The organism is Streptomyces sp. MMG1121 (assembly GCF_001280015.1).
Classification (GTDB): Bacteria; Actinomycetota; Actinomycetes; order Streptomycetales; family Streptomycetaceae; genus Streptomyces.
On the sequence record NZ_LGDV01000074.1, the window covers coordinates 127,281 to 143,519 of the forward strand.

The 16,239-nt window shown below is 71.7% G+C and carries 17 protein-coding genes; 10 read left to right on the forward strand and 7 right to left on the reverse strand.

Annotation, left to right across the window (positions count from 1 at the left end; all coding sequences use genetic code 11):
* Window positions 1-17 precede the first annotated feature (17 nt).
* On the forward strand, window positions 18-434 hold the full coding sequence (locus ADK64_RS08575; RefSeq protein ID WP_053656697.1) for a Fur family transcriptional regulator: 417 nt from the start codon (window positions 18-20) through the stop codon (window positions 432-434).
* A 213-nt stretch (window positions 435-647) separates the two neighbouring features.
* Here ADK64_RS08575 and ADK64_RS08580 read toward each other — a convergent pair whose 3' ends face one another.
* The 4 genes from ADK64_RS08580 to ADK64_RS08595 are packed head-to-tail and all read right to left on the reverse strand — an operon-like array spanning window position 648 to window position 2,718.
* Window positions 648-1,499, reverse strand: a complete 852-nt coding sequence (locus ADK64_RS08580; protein WP_053656699.1) for an isoprenyl transferase — start codon at window positions 1,497-1,499, stop codon at window positions 648-650.
* Window positions 1,500-1,524: 25 nt separating this feature from the next.
* Complete coding sequence (gene recO, locus ADK64_RS08585; protein WP_053656700.1) at window positions 1,525-2,274, reverse strand: DNA repair protein RecO; 750 nt, start codon at window positions 2,272-2,274, stop codon at window positions 1,525-1,527.
* A gap of 40 nt (window positions 2,275-2,314) precedes the next feature.
* Window positions 2,315-2,530 (reverse strand): hypothetical protein, encoded by a 216-nt coding sequence (locus tag ADK64_RS08590; RefSeq protein ID WP_053656703.1) that lies wholly within the window; start codon window positions 2,528-2,530, stop codon window positions 2,315-2,317.
* On the reverse strand, window positions 2,527-2,718 hold the full coding sequence (locus tag ADK64_RS08595) for a hypothetical protein (RefSeq protein WP_053656704.1): 192 nt from the start codon (window positions 2,716-2,718) through the stop codon (window positions 2,527-2,529). The genes ADK64_RS08590 and ADK64_RS08595 overlap by 4 nt, the downstream gene beginning before the upstream one ends.
* 116 nt (window positions 2,719-2,834) lie before the next feature.
* On the opposite strand from ADK64_RS08595, the gene ADK64_RS08600 reads away from it, so the two are divergent.
* The 8 genes from ADK64_RS08600 (at window position 2,835) to ADK64_RS08635 (ending at window position 11,790) form a co-directional block, all read left to right on the forward strand.
* The gene (locus ADK64_RS08600) at window positions 2,835-3,668 is read left to right on the forward strand and encodes a helix-turn-helix domain-containing protein (RefSeq protein ID WP_053656706.1); all 834 of its coding nucleotides are present in this window, start codon (window positions 2,835-2,837) and stop codon (window positions 3,666-3,668) included.
* Window positions 3,650-3,853: a DUF397 domain-containing protein gene (locus ADK64_RS08605; protein ID WP_053656708.1), complete on the forward strand. Its 204-nt coding sequence runs from the start codon at window positions 3,650-3,652 to the stop codon at window positions 3,851-3,853. The genes ADK64_RS08600 and ADK64_RS08605 overlap by 19 nt, the downstream gene beginning before the upstream one ends.
* Before the next feature lie 229 nt (window positions 3,854-4,082).
* Window positions 4,083-5,066 carry an SGNH/GDSL hydrolase family protein gene (locus tag ADK64_RS08610; RefSeq protein WP_053656710.1) on the forward strand — a complete coding sequence of 328 codons (984 nt, stop codon included), beginning with the start codon at window positions 4,083-4,085 and terminating at the stop codon, window positions 5,064-5,066.
* Between the two features lie 218 nt (window positions 5,067-5,284).
* Window positions 5,285-6,916 carry an ABC transporter substrate-binding protein gene (locus ADK64_RS08615; RefSeq protein WP_053656712.1) on the forward strand — a complete coding sequence of 544 codons (1,632 nt, stop codon included), beginning with the start codon at window positions 5,285-5,287 and terminating at the stop codon, window positions 6,914-6,916.
* A gap of 4 nt (window positions 6,917-6,920) precedes the next feature.
* The gene (locus ADK64_RS08620; RefSeq protein WP_053656714.1) at window positions 6,921-7,877 is read left to right on the forward strand and encodes an ABC transporter permease; all 957 of its coding nucleotides are present in this window, start codon (window positions 6,921-6,923) and stop codon (window positions 7,875-7,877) included.
* Window positions 7,877-9,850, forward strand: a complete 1,974-nt coding sequence (locus tag ADK64_RS08625; RefSeq protein ID WP_053656716.1) for a dipeptide/oligopeptide/nickel ABC transporter permease/ATP-binding protein — start codon at window positions 7,877-7,879, stop codon at window positions 9,848-9,850. Before ADK64_RS08620 ends, ADK64_RS08625 begins: the two co-directional genes overlap by 1 nt.
* Window positions 9,847-10,863 carry an oligopeptide/dipeptide ABC transporter ATP-binding protein gene (locus ADK64_RS08630; protein ID WP_053656718.1) on the forward strand — a complete coding sequence of 339 codons (1,017 nt, stop codon included), beginning with the start codon at window positions 9,847-9,849 and terminating at the stop codon, window positions 10,861-10,863. The genes ADK64_RS08625 and ADK64_RS08630 overlap by 4 nt, the downstream gene beginning before the upstream one ends.
* Window positions 10,864-11,790 carry a dihydrodipicolinate synthase family protein gene (locus ADK64_RS08635; protein ID WP_053656720.1) on the forward strand — a complete coding sequence of 309 codons (927 nt, stop codon included), beginning with the start codon at window positions 10,864-10,866 and terminating at the stop codon, window positions 11,788-11,790. It begins immediately after the preceding gene.
* Between the two features lie 10 nt (window positions 11,791-11,800).
* Here the strand turns inward: ADK64_RS08635 and ADK64_RS08640 are convergent, their stop codons facing one another.
* The 3 genes from ADK64_RS08640 to ADK64_RS08650 are packed head-to-tail and all read right to left on the reverse strand — an operon-like array spanning window position 11,801 to window position 14,864.
* Window positions 11,801-13,048: a sialidase family protein gene (locus ADK64_RS08640; RefSeq protein WP_053656722.1), complete on the reverse strand. Its 1,248-nt coding sequence runs from the start codon at window positions 13,046-13,048 to the stop codon at window positions 11,801-11,803.
* Window positions 13,045-13,782 (reverse strand): ABC transporter ATP-binding protein, encoded by a 738-nt coding sequence (locus tag ADK64_RS08645; protein ID WP_053656724.1) that lies wholly within the window; start codon window positions 13,780-13,782, stop codon window positions 13,045-13,047. The genes ADK64_RS08640 and ADK64_RS08645 overlap by 4 nt, the downstream gene beginning before the upstream one ends.
* On the reverse strand, window positions 13,779-14,864 hold the full coding sequence (locus tag ADK64_RS08650) for an ABC transporter permease (protein WP_053656726.1): 1,086 nt from the start codon (window positions 14,862-14,864) through the stop codon (window positions 13,779-13,781). Before ADK64_RS08650 ends, ADK64_RS08645 begins: the two co-directional genes overlap by 4 nt.
* Window positions 14,865-15,034: 170 nt before the next feature.
* On the opposite strand from ADK64_RS08650, the gene ADK64_RS08655 reads away from it, so the two are divergent.
* The coding region (locus tag ADK64_RS08655) for a sensor histidine kinase (RefSeq protein WP_053656728.1) at window positions 15,035-16,239 on the forward strand (1,205 nt) is incomplete at its 3' end.

The window sequence follows — 16,239 nt, forward strand, 5'->3', positions numbered from 1 at the left end:
ACGTGAGGAGGCAACCGGTGACGACCGCTGGACCGCCCGTGAAGGGCCGCTCCACCCGGCAGCGCGCTGCCGTGGCGGCGGCCCTCGACGAGGTCGACGAGTTCCGCAGCGCGCAGGAACTGCACGACATGCTCAAGCACAAGGGCGACTCGGTCGGCCTGACCACGGTGTACCGCACCCTGCAGTCCCTCGCCGACGCCGGCGAGGTCGACGTCCTGCGCACCTCCGACGGCGAGTCCGTCTACCGCCGCTGCTCGACGGGTGAGCACCACCACCACCTCGTCTGCCGCGTCTGCGGCAAGGCGGTCGAGGTGGAGGGGCCCGCGGTGGAGAAGTGGGCCGAGGCGATCGCCGCCGAGCACGGCTACGTCAACGTGGCCCACACGGTGGAGATCTTCGGCACCTGCGCGGAGTGCGCGACGCAGGGCCACTGAGGGTCCCCGGACGGTCCTCGCTCGGGCGGCACCGTGAGGCACGCCGTGCGAGGGCGGCTCGTGCATGTCCCACTGGATGTCCGCGCCGAGGGGAGCCGCCGCCGCGCCCCGCCAGGGGTTGTCGGCGCGGGTGTACGGCTCCCCCGGCGTCGCCGGCCGCGTGCCGCCCGGCGGAGTCCCGCGTCCTCGGCGACCCGCGCGGACCGCCGATGGCTACGAGGTGGCCGTATCGCCCTTCAGGGCGGCCTCCATCGCGAGCAGGTCCTCGTTCGGCACGGCACCGCCGAAGCGCCGGTCGCGGGAGGCGAACTCGATGCAGGCCCGCCACAGGTCGCGCCGGTCGAAGTCCGGCCACAGCACGTGCTGGAAGACCATCTCGGCGTACGCGCTCTGCCAGAGCAGGTAGTTGGAGGTGCGCTGCTCACCGGAGGGACGCAGGAAGAGATCCACGTCCGGCATGTCCGGGTAGTACAGGTACTTCTGGATGGTCTTCTCGCTGACCTTGGCGGGGTCGAGCCGCCCCGCCTTCACGTCCTCGGCCATCGCCTTGGCGGCGTCGGCGAGTTCGGCACGGCCGCCGTAGTTCATGCAGAAGTACAGCGTGAGCAGGTCGTTGTCCTTGGTCTGCTCCTGGGCGACCTGCAACTCCTTGGCGACCGACTTCCACAGCCGGGGCATCCGGCCCACCCAGCGCACCCGGATGCCGAGGTCGTCGAGCTGGTCACGGGTCTTGCGGATGAAGTCGCGGTTGAAGTTCATCAGGAAGCGGACCTCGTCGGGCGAGCGCTTCCAGTTCTCGGTCGAGAAGGCGTAGAGGGAGATGTTGCGGACGCCGACCTCGATGGAGCCCTGGAGGACGTCCAGCACCCGCTCGGCGCCGACCTTGTGCCCCTCCGTGCGGGGCAACCCGCGCTCCTTCGCCCACCGCCCGTTGCCGTCCATGACGATGGCCACGTGGTTCGGGACCAGCTCGCCGGGGAGCTTCGGCGCGCGGGCACCGGACGGGTGCGGCTCCGGCGCCCTGTACTCACGGCGCTGGCGCCCCAGGATCCCGCGTACAACCATGTGCTTCTCGTCTCCCTCTACCGCTCTAGGTTTTTTCCACGTACCGCAGCGACCGCAGCCCGCGCTCCAGATGCCAGTGCAGGTAGGCGGACACCAGCCCGCTGCCCTCCCGGACGTACCGTGCCTCGCACGCGTCGGCCGTTCCCCAGTCTCCCGTAAGCAGAGCTCCGAGCAAGACCAGGGTCTGCGGCGAGGGCACGACACTGCCGGGCACCCGGCAGTCCACGCACACGGACCCGCCCGAGGCCACGGAGAAGAACCGGTTCGGACCGGGCATGCCGCACTTCGCGCAGGCGTCGAAGCTCGGGGCGTAGCCATTGACGGCGAGGGACCGCAGCAGGAAGGCGTCGAGGACGAGGTGGGGGGCGTGCTCCCCGCGCGCGAGCGTCCGCAGGGCGCCGACGAGCAGCAGATACTGCTGTACGGCGGGCTCGCCCTCGTGATCGGTGAACCGCTCGGCGGTCTCCAGCATGGCCGTGCCGGCGGTGTAGCGGGCGTAGTCGGCCACGATGCCGCCACCGTACGGCGCGATGGTCTCACTCTGTGTGCACAGCGGCAGCCCGCGCCCGATCAGCTCACTGCCGCGCGCGAAGAACTGCACGTCGACGTGGGAGAAGGGTTCGAGGCGGGCGCCGAACTTCGACTTGGTCCGCCGCACCCCGCGCGCCACGGCCCGTACCCGGCCGTGACCGCGCGTGAGCAGCGTGATGATCCGGTCCGCCTCACCCAGCTTCTGGGTGCGCAGCACGATGCCGTCGTCGCGGAACAGACTCATGCCCTCATTCTCGCGCATGGCGGGAGCGGCTCGTGAGCGACTAGAGCACCTCACCGCGACTACGGGCGTTGGCGTAGGCGGTCGCCGCGCTCAGCCGCTCGGCGGGAGTGGCGCACCGCACGGCTCCGGGCACGGCGTCCCACTCCTGGCCACCGCCGTACGGTCGCAGCTGGACGTAGGGCCCCTCGTGCCCCATGACGATCCCGAGCCGCCCGGAACGGGTGTCGACGGCATGGCTGCCGACGGGAGGCCTCACGCCGCACCCACCCCCAGCGCCGCCGCGAGCCGGCGCGCGGTCTCCACGGAACACCGGCCCAATTCGACCAGCGGCCGGGGTGTCTCCCGCGCGAGACTCACGGGGTCCAGCCCGAGGGAAGGAAGAACGATCCCGATTTTTTCGAGGGCCGACCGCAATTCCCGCATCGCCTCTTCCGCCTCTTCCACGCCGCTTCCCTTTCTTCTCCGGATTTCACGCTGAGCGCCTCCATGGTGGCCCTCCGCCAGTAAACTCGGCAGCAATCTGCGCCCTACAAAACCAAGGCAGACCAAGGGGGTTGGCCATGGCCAACGGTTCGCGGCAGGCGGCGTGGGAGTTCTTCGGAGCGGAGCTGAAGCGGCGGAGAGAGAACGCGGGGATCACCCAGGCGGACCTGGGGACGCGCGTATTCGTCTCCGGTGGGTACATCGGGCAGTTCGAGCAGGCGATTCGCAAGCCGCAGTTAGATGTGGCCCAGCGGATCGACGAGATCCTACAAACCGATGGCTTTTTCGAGCGGCTGTGCCGGAAGTTGATTGATGACCGGCGGTATGCGGAGTACTTCGCCCAGGCGGCCGAGCTGGAGCGACTGGCCACGAAGATCTGCGAGTTCGCGCCCGCACTGGTGCCAGGCCTGTTGCAGACAGCGGGGTACGCGCGGGCGGTCACGCTCGCGATGAACCCGTTCGCGTCGGACGAGTACATCGAGGACAAGGTGTCGGGCCGACTGGAACGGCAGGGCATCCTCAAGGACGCTACACGGCCCGTGTATTGGGTGATCCTGCACGAGAACGTGCTACGAATCCCGGTCGGCGGACCGGCCGTCACGACCGAGCAACTGGACCGCCTCGCGGCACTCGCACGAGAGCGAACGGTGCTGCTGCAGGTGCTGCCGTATACGGCTGGGGCGTACCCGGTAATGACCGGGGACCTGCGCCTGATGGAGTTCGAGGACGCGCCGCCAACTGTCTATACAGAAGCCGTGTATTCGGGGAATCTGCTGGACGATCCGGCTGTGGTGAAGCCCGCGCACGAGGCATACGATCTGCTCAGGGCCGCCGCGCTGTCGCCGGAGGCGTCCCTGGCCCTGATCGAGTCGGCGGCGGAGGACTTCAGACGATGCACGAGTACGACCTGAGCAGCGCGCGCTGGCACAAGAGCAGCTACAGCGACGGCAACGGCGGCAACTGCGTCGAGGTCGCCGACGGAGTCCCCGGCGTCGTCCCCGTCCGGGACAGCAAGGTCCCGGACGGTGCCGTGCTTCTCATCGGCCCGGACTCCTGGACGGCGTTCGTCGGTCAGGTCGCGGCGGGGCGACGCTGAGGACCTCCCGGTGACCGGTGTGCTCGCCGATCCCGAAGTGATCGTCGCCGAGTTCGCCCACGAGTGTGAAAAGACGATCTATCCGGATCCACTACCGACGCCATGATCGACACTCTTAGTATCCATACGACTACCCGGGGGAGTTGATCCTCCGGGCCGGTCGCGGTCTTCCCGGCGCCGGGGCCGCTGTCCTGTCACGTCTCGCACCGTGTCCCGACGGAGGTTCAGCATGCCCCGATTCCGCAAGAAGCTGGCAGGAGCGGCAGCCGCCGCGGCTCTCTGCCTGCTCGGCGCCGGCACATCGTCCACACCGGCCTCGGCGGCACAGTCCCTGCGGTGGGTCGCGCTCGGCGACTCCTACACCGCCGGCGCCATCCCCGCGGCGGGCCACACCTTCGAGGAGCCCCGCGACGGCTGCCAGCGCACCACCGAGTCCTACCCCGAGGTCATCAAGCGGGACCTGGGCTCACTGGTCCGTCTGCACAACGTCAGCTGCGGCAACGCGACCATCGCCAACGTCGACCGCGAAGAGCAGCACCCCATCGGCTACGAGCTGCACATCCCGGGGCTCGTCGACAACCACGACCCCGACTACCCCTTCCCCCCGGTCCCCCCGCAGATCGACGCCGTGTCCCCCGGCACCGGCCTGGTCACCGTGGGCGTCGGCGGCAACAGCCTCGGCTTCGGCGAGATCCTCGGCAAATGCATCGAGCTGGGCCCCGAGGGAGGCGTCGGCTCCAGCCCGTGCAAGGACCACTACGGGAACAGCCTGGCAGCGCGTCTTGAGCACGTCCGCGCCGAGTACGACCGGATGCTGACAGCGATCCACGCGAAGGCCCCCTCCGCGAAGGTCGTCACCGTCGGCTACCCGACCGTCATCCCGGACAACGTCTCCAACTGCCTCTACGGCAATCCCCTGCAGTTCTCCACCATCCGCCACGCGGACCTGAACTGGCTGCGCGCATCGGCCCTCGAACCGCTCAACGCCGTCATCCAGCAGGTCACCGCCGCGCACGGCGATCATTACGTCGACATCTACTCCTCCAGCAAGGGCCACAGCGTGTGCGCGCTCGGCCAGGAGAAGTGGGTGGAGGGCATCCTGGAACGTCTCCCCACCCCCGGGAACCCGGCCGTCTGGGCACTCGTCCACCCCAACGCCCGCGGCCACGCCAACGCCGCCGCCCGCGTCGAGAACGCCATCCTCGGCGGCTGACCGACGCACACCCGCCAGCCTGGAGGTCCGCCGCAGCCCGCTGCGGCGGACCTTCGGCGTCGGCGGCCGGACGAAGGGGCATCGCCGTTGGTGCGGCCTCCGGCCATTCGCGCGCGCTGCCTTGACCGGCCCCGGACCCGCTCTTATGGTCACGCTACCGAACCGGACGTAGGACGTCGTACCTCCTCTCCCACCTCCCCGACCCCGCTGGAGGATCCGTGCGCGACGACGTGACCCGCGACCTTCCGGCCCCGCACCGCCGGTCCTTCCTGAAGGGAGCCGGCGCGCTCGGTCTGGCCGCCGTCCTGCCCCCGGCACTGACCGCGTGCGGCGGGCCGCAGTCCACGAACGACACCGGTGGCGGTGGCAGCGGCAAGGACCGCACACTGACCGCCGTGATCGGGTACGGCAACGACGGCAGCTGGGATCCGACGCAGACGGCGTCGGCGTTCGCGATGGCCGCCAACAACCACATCTACGAGGGACTGCTGGACACCGATCCGATCACCCGGTTGCCGTATCCGGCGCTCGGCACCGAGGTGCCGACGGACCCCGGCGCCACGACCTGGCGGTTCGGGCTGCGCCCCGGTGCCACCTTCCACGACGGCGAGCCCGTCACCGCCGACGACGTCGTCTTCGTCTTCGACCGGATACTGGACCCCAAGACGCCGACCCTCGCGAAGGGGTTCTTCGAGAGCTGGCTGGAGGGAGCGCGGAAGGTCGACGCCTCCACCGTCGAACTCGTCCTCAAGTTCCCCTTCCCCGACGGGCTTTCGCGGCTCACCCTCGCCAAGATCATGCCCAAGCACGTGTTCTCCCGGCCCGGTGCCTGGGACGAGGCGATCACGGGGCTGGCCGTGGGATCGGGGCCGTACCGGCAGACCGCGCACCATCCGAAGTCGAATACGACGTTCGAGGCGTTCGCCGGCTACAACGGGCCGCGCAGGCCCACCTTCAAGCGGATGAACTGGCTGACCATCGTCGATGCCGCGCCGCGCGTCGCCAAGATCTCCGGGTCCGGCGCCGGTGCGCAGATCGCCGACAACATCCCGTACGCCAACATCTCCCGGCTGGAGCAGGGCGGGCTGAAGGTCGCGGGCGGAGCCGGGATGAACAACCTGTTCCTCATGTTCAACACCCAGCACAAGCCCTTCGACGACGTACGGGTCCGGCAGGCGCTGCACTACGCCATCGACACCGAGAAAATGGTGCAGGTCGCCCTCAAGGGGCACGGGAGGGCCGCGTCCTCGTTCCTGAACGAAGGGAATCCGGCCTACCGGCGGGCCAAGACCGTGTACGACTACGATCCGGACAGGGCCAGGGCTCTGCTGAAGGCCGCAGGGGTCAGCGGACTGAAGGTCAACATCCTTGCGGTCAACGTCAGTTGGATCGTCGACTGTCTGCCGACCATCAAGTCCTCGTGGGACGCGGTCGGCGTCGGGACGACGCTGGCGCCGCAGGAGACCACGGCCGTGTTCACCAAGATGGACCAGAAGCAGGACTACCAGGTCGTCGCCGCCGCCTCGAATCCCAATCAGTTCGGGCTCGACGCCGATCTGATCATGCATTACAACTACGGTCCCCAGAATCTGTGGATGGGCTACACACGGTGGACCGACAACCCCGTCGCCAAGAAGCTTTTCGCCGACATGGACCGGGCGACCCGCGAGCCGGACACCGCGAAGAAGAAAGCCATCGTCCAGGACTACATCGATGTCGTCGCCGAGCAGGCCGTGCTGTATCCCGTGGTCCACAACGAACTGATGACCGCCTGGGACCCGCGCAAGCTCACCGGGATAAGGGCCCAGCCGTATCCGGGAATCAACGTGCTCCAGGCCAAGTGGGTCTGACGGGATGACAGCCGTCGTACGGATTCTGCTGCGCCGTATCGCCCTGCTCGTCCCGCTGCTGCTCGGGATCGTGCTGTTCGTGTTCCTGGTGATGCGGTTCTCGGACGTGGATCCGGCGTCCGCGTTCTTCCAGGGGGCCAATCCGACCCCGAAGCAGCTGCACGACTTCCGCGAACAGAACGGTCTGCTCGATCCGCTGCCCGTGCGCTACGTCCACTTCGTCGGCGATCTCCTGCACGGCGACCTCGGTACCAGCGCCCTGACCCGGGCGCCGGTCGTCGACCAGGTCACCACCGCGCTGCCGCTCACTCTCCAGCTGACCTTCCTCGGCCTCGGTATCGCGGTGGTGCTGGCGCTGGCGGGCGGGGTCACTGCCGCCGTCCACCGCGACCGGCCGCCCGACCAGGTCATCCGGGTCCTCTCGCTGGTCGGGGTCGCCGCGCCCGGGTTCTGGCTGGCGCTGCTGATGATCCAGTACCTCGCGGTGGACCGGGGCTGGTTCCCGACCGGCGGGTACATCAACCCCGCCGACTCCCTCAGCGGGTGGCTGAAGACCATGGCACTGCCCGCGTTCGCGCTCTCCCTGCCGGTGGCGGCCCAGCTCACCCGGATCGTACGGACCTCGGTCGTGGAGGAACTGGACAAGGACTACGTGCGCACGGCGATCGGGAGCGGGCTGCCGCCCCTGGTCGTCGTCGGGCGCAACGTCCTGCGCAACGCGCTCGTCAATCCGCTGACCGTGCTCGGACTGCGGGTCGGCTATCTGCTCGGCGGTGCCGTCGTCATCGAGACGATCTTCTCGCTGCCCGGCATGGGCAAGCTGATGATCGACGCCGTGCAGAACGGCGATCCGGCCGTCGTCCAGGGGGTCGTCCTCACCACGGCCACCGGGTTCGTCGTCGTCAACCTCGTCATCGACATCCTGTATCTGCTGGTCAACCCACGTCTGAGGGCGGCCTGATGGTCACGCGCGCGCGTCTTGCCGAGCGGCTCTTGCGGCCCGGCGGAGTCCGGCCGCGCGGCTGGCGCCGGCTGCCGCCGCTGTCGAAGCTCGCCGTCTGCTTCCTGGCCCTGGTCATCCTCACCGCCGTACTCGCTCCCCTGCTCGCCCCGGACGATCCGCTCGACCAGCAGGACCCGGTCGGCGGCAGCGGGCATCCGTCGGCCGCGCACTGGCTCGGGCAGGACAGCCTCGGCCGGGACATCCTGAGCCGGCTGATGTACGGGGCCCGGTGGTCGCTCGCGATCGGGCTGGGGGCGACCGCGCTCGCGCTGGTCGTGGGCGCCGTCATCGGGGCGGTCGCCGCCACCTCCCGCAAGGGCGTCGACGAGACGCTGATGCGCGCACTGGACGTGGTCATGGCGTTCCCCGGGATCGCGCTCGCGGCCGTGCTGGTCGCCGTGTTCGGCGGCGGGATCGGGGTGCTGATCTGCGCGATCGCCTTCCTTTTCACACCGCCCGTGGCGCGGGTGGTGCGGGCCAATGTGCTCGATCAGTACGGGGAGGACTACGTCACCGCCGAGCGGGTGATCGGCGCCCGTACACCGCACATCGTGCTGCGGCACGTGGCCGTCAACTGTGCCGCTCCGGTGCTGGTGTTCTGCACGGTCCAGGTCGCCGAGGCCATCGTGTTCGAGGCGTCGCTGTCCTTCGTCGGCGCGGGTGTACGGCCCCCGGACCCGTCCTGGGGCAGCGTCATCGCCGACGGCAAGAACATGGTGCTGACGGGTGGCTGGTGGGCGACCGTCTTCCCCGGGCTGCTGATCCTGCTCACCGTGCTGTCGCTGAACATCCTCTCCGAGGGCGTGTCCGACGCGTGGGCCGCCCCGGCGCCCAGGGAGGTGCGGGCGCCCGAGGACCGGCTGGAGGCACCGGAGCCCGGCGGTGGTGAGGTGCTGCCGCTGCCCGGTCTGGCGCAGGCCGCCCGGCGGCTGCGCTCCCGGGCCCGGCCGCTGCCCGGCCGGAACGGACAGCCGGTACTCGCCGTCGAGAACCTCGCCATCGGCTTCCCGGACCGGCACCGGGGCGTGGACATCGTGGCCGGCGTCGGCTTCGAGGTGTACCCCGGTGAAGTGCTGGGCCTGGTCGGCGAGTCGGGGTGCGGGAAGTCGCTGACCGCGCTCACGATCATGGGGCTCCAGCCCGAGGAGGCCCGGGTCGGGGGCCAGGTGCGCTTCCGGCAGCGGAACCTGCTCACCGAGCCGATGCGGGTACGGCGGCGGCTGCTCGGGCACGAGATGGCGATGGTCTACCAGGACGCGCTGTCCTCGCTGAACCCCGCCATGACCATCCGCGCCCAGCTCAAGCAGTTGGTACGGCGCGGTGGCCGGCGCGCTCCGGCCGAGCTGCTGGAGCTGGTCGGGCTGGACCCCGAGCGCACCCTGCGCAGCTATCCGCACGAGCTGTCCGGCGGTCAGCGCCAGCGCGTGCTGATCGCCATGGCCCTCTCCCGCGACCCCGAGCTGATCGTCGCCGACGAGCCGACGACCGCCCTCGACGTCACCGTGCAGGCCCAGGTGATGGAGCTGCTGCTGCGGCTGCGCGCGGAGCTGGGCTTCGCGCTGATCCTGGTCTCGCACGATCTGGCGCTGGTCGCCGACGTCACCGACCGGGTGGTGGTGATGTACGGCGGACAGATCGTGGAGACCGGGGTGACCGCCGATCTGGTGGCCGCGCCGGCCCACCACTACACGCGCGGGCTGCTCGGCAGCGTGCTCTCGCTGGAGTCGGCCGATGTGCGGATGACGCAGATCAAGGGGGTCGTACCCGCTCCTGCCGACTTCCCGGCGGGCTGCCGCTTCGCCGACCGTTGCCCGCTGGCGACCGGGGTGTGCCACGAGCGCGCCCCCGTCCTCACCGGCACGGCGGCCCACGCGGCCGCCTGCCACCACCCGGCCGTACCCGTGGAGCCCGTCGAGGAGGCCGTGCAGTGAACGCCGTCATCGACGTGAGGGACGCCCATGTCGTCCACAAGGCCCGCAGCGGCGGTCTGTTCAGCCGCGACCGGGTGTACGCCCTGACCGGCGCCGATCTGACCGTGGCGGCCGGCGAGACGGTCGGTGTGGTCGGCGAGTCGGGGTGCGGGAAGTCGACGCTGGCGAAGGTGCTGGTGGGCGTCCAGCGGCCGACGTCGGGGACGGTGGCGTTCCGGGGCCGGGAGCTGTGGGCGATGCCGGCCGGGGAGCGCCGGGCCACGGTCGGCGCGGGCGTCGGCATGATCTTCCAGGACCCGTCGACCGCGCTGAACCGGCGGCTGCCCGTACGCCGCATCCTGCGCGACCCGCTGGACATCCACGAGCGCGGCGCCCGGGCCGAACGGGCGGACCGGGTACGGGAGCTGATGAGTCTGGTGGGTCTGCCCCGGGCGCTCGCCGACGCCCTGCCCGGACAGCTCTCCGGCGGACAGCGGCAGCGGGTCGCCATCGCCCGCGCGCTCGCCCTGGACCCGGCCCTGGTCGTCGCCGACGAGCCGACCAGCGCCCTGGACGTGTCGGTCCGCGCGCAGATCCTCAACCTCCTGCTGGACCTGAAGGAACGTCTCGGCCTCGCCCTGGTGTTCGTCTCGCACGACATCCAGACGGTCCGGCGGATGAGCGACCGGGTGATCACCATGTACCTGGGCCGGATCGTGGAGGAGACCCCGGCCGACCGGGTCACCGACGCCGCCCGGCACCCGTACACCCGCGCGCTGTTCTCGGCCTCGCCCGGGCTGCTGGACCCCATCGACCCGATCCCGCTGTCCGGGCCGGTGCCGTCCGCGACCCGGCCGCCGAGCGGCTGCCCCTTCCGCACCCGCTGCTGGAAGGCGGACGGGGTGTGCGCGGACACGATGCCGGACTTCTCGGCCGCGTCACGGCCCGGACACCGCTACCGCTGTCACCATCCTGTGGAGGAGGACCGGCCGACCCGCGACCTGGCCCGACAGAGCCTGCTTCAGGAGCCCTGAATGACGTTCCCCGCCCCGCTGACCGGTGTCGTCCCGCCCGTCTGCACTCCCTTGACACCGGACCGCGAGGTGGACGTCCCCTCGCTGCTCAGGCTGGTCGACCATCTGGTGGACGGCGGGGTGCACGGGCTGTTCCTGCTCGGCTCGACCTCCGAGGCCGCCTTCCTGACGGACCGGCAGCGACGGCAGGTCGTCGAGGCGGTCGTCGGACATGTGGGCGGCCGGCTGCCCGTCCTGGCCGGCGCGATCGACATGACCACCCCGCGCGTCCTGGACCATGTCGGCGCCATGGCGGCGGCCGGTGCGCAGGCCGTCGTCGTCACCGCCCCCTTCTACGCCCGCACCCACCACGCCGAGATCGTCCGCCACTACCGCCGGATCGCCGCCGTGAGCCCGGTGCCGGTCATCGCCTACGACATCCCCGTGGCCGTGCACACCAGGCTTCCCGCCGATCTGGTGCTGGGGCTGGCCGCCGACGGGGTGCTGGCGGGGCTCAAGGACTCCAGCGGGGACCTGGGGGCGTTCCGTGAGGTCGTCACCGGGGCCCGCGCGCATCCCGCGTTCAGTGTGCTGACCGGCTCCGAGCTGATCGTGGACGCGGCGCTGGCCCTGGGCGCCGACGGGTGCGTACCGGGGCTGGGCAATGTCGACCCGCACGGGTACGTCCGGCTGTACCGGCTGTGCCGGGCGGGCGACTGGGAGGGTGCGCGGACCGAACAGGAGCGGCTGTGCGCGCTGTTCGGGATGGTCCGGGTCGGTGACCCGGCGCGGATGGGCGGGAGTTCCTCGGCGCTGGGCGCGTTCAAGGCGGCGCTGCATCTGCGCGGGATCATCGACTGCCCGGTGACGGCCGAGCCGCAGATGCCGCTGTCCGGCGAGGAGACGGAGCGGGTCGGCAAGTTCCTGGCGGCGGCGGGACTGCTCTAGCGGGCTCTCTCTAGTCGAGGCTCAGTCTGCGGAACTCCAGGGTGTCGTAGCTGCGGGCGGCGCCCGTCTCGTACAGGACGCCGGCCGTGTCGGGGCCGAGCTGGACGAGGTCGGAGTAGGCGGCCGGGCGGTTCGCGAGAGTGAGCAGGCGGGTGAAGGTGCGGCCGGCGTCCGTGCTGTACCAGATCGCCAGGGTCCGGCGGGCGGTCGGCACGGAGGGCGCCGAGAACAGCAACCAGCCCTGCGGCGCGCGGAGTTGGAGGACGCTGCCCTGGACCACGGGGACGTCGCGCAAGGTGGGCTGGACGGTGTAGGAGTGGTCGAGGGTGGTGCCGCCGTCGGAGGAGTAGGCGTCGAGGCGGTGGCTCCAGGCGGCGCCGAACTGGTCGCGGGCGTTGAAGTAGAGCCGTCCGTCCGGGAGCTGGGCCGCCGTCGTCTCGTTGACGTTGGCCCTGCCGTCGGGGGTGTCCTCCACGAAGCCCAGGTGCCAGGTGCAGCCGGAGTCGTCGCTGTAGAGCGCGTGACCGGCGTAGTACCGGAACTCCCGGCCGGTGTCGGAGGAGCCGGGGCGCGGGGCGGCGGAGTGGTTGGCGGGCACCAGGAGGCGGCCGGCGTGCGGGCCCCGGGTGAGGGCCACCGCGTGGCCGGGACCGGTTGCGTACCAGCGCCAGCCGCGCCGTTTCACCTGCGCCGTGATGTCCACCGCAGGGCTGAAGCGGCGGCCGTCGTCCCAGCTGCGCTGCACGTACACCCGACGGCCCCGGCCGGCCGACACCTCCCCGCGCATGATCTGCCCCTCCGTCACCGCCCCGCTGTTGCCGCAGGTCACCAGGACGACGGCACCGGTACGCGGGTCCACGACCGGTGCCGGGTTGCCCCGGGTGTCGCCGTGCCCGGCGGCCACGACGGTCAGCGGGCCCCAGGTGCAGCCGCCGTCGGTGGAGCGGCGCAGCACGACGTCGATGTCACCGGTGTCGCCGGCGCTGTCGCGCCGCCCTTCGGCGAACGCCAGCACCGTGCCGTGCCGGGTCCGTACGACGGCGGGGATCCGGTACGTGTGATAGCCGCCCCGCCCCGAGACGTACGGCACCGAGGACACGCAGCCGTGCACGGTGCGACCGGGGCTCGTGCGGGCCGGGCCCGCGCGGCCCGCCTGGTCCGGGCCCGCGTGGTCCGGTGCCGCCTGGGCGGGCAGCCGGGCGGTGAACGAGGCGAGGAGGGCGAGACCGGTCAGCACGGCGCGGTGGAGCGGGGTCATCCCCTCATGTTCTCGGCAATCACCCGCTCGGACGGGTAGCCCACGCCCGTGCCGCCGCCGGAAGGCAGGACACGCAGGCGTCCGTCGCGGACCTCGGCGATGTGGTCGACGGCGGTCAGCTGGGCGCGGTCGTGTGTGACCAGGACGGTGGCGGTGGCCCGCTCCCGGGTCAGCCGGGTGAGCAGGTCGACGACGGCGGCGCCGCGTTCGTGGTCGAGGGCGCTGGTGGGTTCGTCGACCAGCAGGAGGGTGGGGTCGTTCATCAGGGCCCGGGCGATGCCGACCCGCTGGCGCTGGCCGCCGGAGAGCTGGTGGGGGCGGCGCCCGGCCCGGTCGGCGAGGCCCACCGCGTCGAGCAGCTCCAGGGCCCGGCCGCGGGCCCCGGCCGGCCGTCGACCGTCGATCGACGCCATGAGCAGGAGCTGCTCGGCCGCGGTGAGGGAGGGCAGCAGATGGGGCTGTTGGAAGACGATGCCGATCGTGTGGCGGCGCAGCTCGGTCAGTTCCCCGCGGCTCATGCCGGTCGTGGTGACGCCGTCGACGGTGACCGTGCCGGTGTCGGGCGTGACGAGGGTGGCGGCGACGGCGAGGAGGCTGGACTTGCCGGAGCCGGAGGGGCCGACCACGGCGGTCACCGTGGACCGGGGCACCTCCAGGGTGACCTGGTCGAGGGCGGTCAGCCGGCCGTCGCCGTCGGGGTAGGTGAGGGTGACGTCGGACAGGTGCAGGCTCATCGGGCGCTCCCCAGGGCGGTCAGCGGGTCCACGGAGGTGATGCGGCGGACGGACAGGGCGGCCCCGAGCGTGCCGAGCAGGATCATCACGGCGGCCGGGACGAGGACGGTGGCGGGGGTGAGGAGGAACGGCACCGCTGCTCCCACGACGGTGGCGCCGAGGGCGGCGGCGATGCCGGTGCCGAGGAGGGTGCCGGTGACGAGCAGGACGGCGGCCTGGCCGAGGGCGTCCCTGAGCAGATGCGCGGTGGAGGCGCCGAGCGCCTTGAGGACGGCGATGTCGCCGCCGCGCTGGATGGTCCAGACGGTGAAGAAGGCGCCGACGACGAGGGCGGAGATGGCGAACAGGAAGCCGCGCATCAGCTGAAGGGAGCCGTTCTCGGAGCTGTACGAGCCGATCGCGGACAGCGAGTCGCCCTTGGAGACCGTCCTGGTGCCGAGGGCCCGGTCGGCGGCGGTGACGTCGGCGCCGGTGGTCAGGTCCAGGGCGATCACGGTCGCCGTCGGACCAGCGGCCCTGGTGGGGGGCGCCACCTGCTGCCAGAGCGCGAGGCTGGTCCAGATCACGGGGGTGTGGCTGAAGGACGCGTCTCCCTGAACGGCGGCCACCGTCAGTGTCCGGCCGGCCAGCGTGAAGGAGCCGCCCGGCCCGACGCCGAGGTCATCGGCTGCGGTACGGGACAGCACCGCCGTGTCCCCGCGCACCTTGCCCCCGTCGGGGGCCAGCCGGGAGCCGGGCCCGACGCCGAAGGCGGAGACCGCGGTGCTCCTGGCACCCGCGGTGGCCTTGGTGGTGGTGATCCCGAGCGGTTCGGCGCGGGTGACGCCGGGCACCTCGGCCCACCGGTCCCACTGCCGGGCGGTGACGGTGGAGTCGGCGTACGACAGGCTCTGGCCTGCGGCGGGGGCGGCGAAGGCGATCCTGTCGGCGGGCAGGCCGGTGATCGCGGAGATGTTCTGCCGGCCCAGACCGGCGGTCAGTCCGGACAGCAGCCCGACCAACAGGGTGATCAGGGTGATGACGGCTCCCACGAGGGCGAACCGGCCCTTGGCGAACCTCAGGTCTCTCCAGGCGACGAACACGGCTGCGGCTGCTCTCTCGGTGGTGGACGCGGTGTGTCTCCACCGTCGCCCCTCGGGCCCCGCTCGGGCATCCGGCGGCGGGGGGCACTTCGCGGGCCGAACGGCGGCGCACGGATTGCACCTTTCGACAGAGGCCCGACCGCGGATCGTTTCTTTACGCTGGGAGGACTGTGAACACCACCGCTCCCGCTCCGATCCCGACCACCCGGGCGCTGTCGTGGTGCCTGCATCTGCTGGTCGTCGGGCTGCTCGCGCTGACCGGCGGCCGGGCCGTGACCGGCCGCCTGCCGTATGCCGGAGCGACCGTCGCCGTGGCGGCGGTGTGCGGGCTGGTGTACGCGGCGGGCCCGCTGCTGCCCCGGATCCGCGGCGACCGGCGGGCCGCGGCCTGGTGGCTGGCCGCTGTCGGCGTGGTGTGGCTGGTGCTGCTGGGGCTGTCCGCCGACGGGGTGTGGGTCGCCTTCCCGCTGTACTTCCTCCAACTGCATCTGCTGCCGCGCCGCGCCGGACTGGCCGCCGTGGCCGCGACCACGCTCGCGGCGGTCGTCGCGTTCGCCGTCCATCAGGGCTCGTTCAGCGCGGCCATGGCGATCGGCCCGGCGCTCGGGGCCGCCGTCGCGGTCGCGGTGGTGTGGGGATACCAGGCGCTGTACCGGGAGAGCGAACGGCGCCGACAGCTGATCGAGGAGCTCACCGCCACCCGCGCGGACCTGGCCGAGGCCCAGCACACGGCGGGGGTGCTGGCGGAACGCGAGCGGCTGGCCCGTGAGATCCACGACACGCTCGCCCAGGGGCTGTCCAGCATCCAGTTGCTGCTGCGCGCCGCCGAACGGACCCTGCCCGCCGCCCCGGACAACGCGGCCCGCTACGTCGGCCAGGCCCGCCAGGCAGCGGTCGACAACCTCGCCGAGGCCCGCCGCTTCGTCGCCGCCCTCGCCCCGCCCGCCCTGGAGGGCGGCACCCTGGCGGACGCGCTGGAGCGGCTGTGCGCCACCACCGGCGCCCGGCACCGGCTCACCGCCCGCTTCCGCCTCAGCGGCGACCCGGTTCCCCTGCCGACCGCGCACGAGGTGGCGCTGTTGCGCGTCGCCCAGTCCGCGCTGGCCAACACCGTGCACCACGCCCGGGCCCGGTCGGCGGAGGTGACACTCGGGCACTTCGGCGACGAGGCCACCCTCACGGTCGTCGACGACGGCGTCGGCTTCGACCCCGCCCGGCTGCCCGCGCCCGACCCAGAGACGGGCGGCTTCGGCCTGACCGCCATGCACGCCCGCCTCCACGCCCTCGGCGGCACCCTGACCATCGAGTCATCCCCGGGCCGGGGCACCGCGCTGACCGCCCGGCTCCCCCTCACCGCCCCCACCGAGACCGAGAC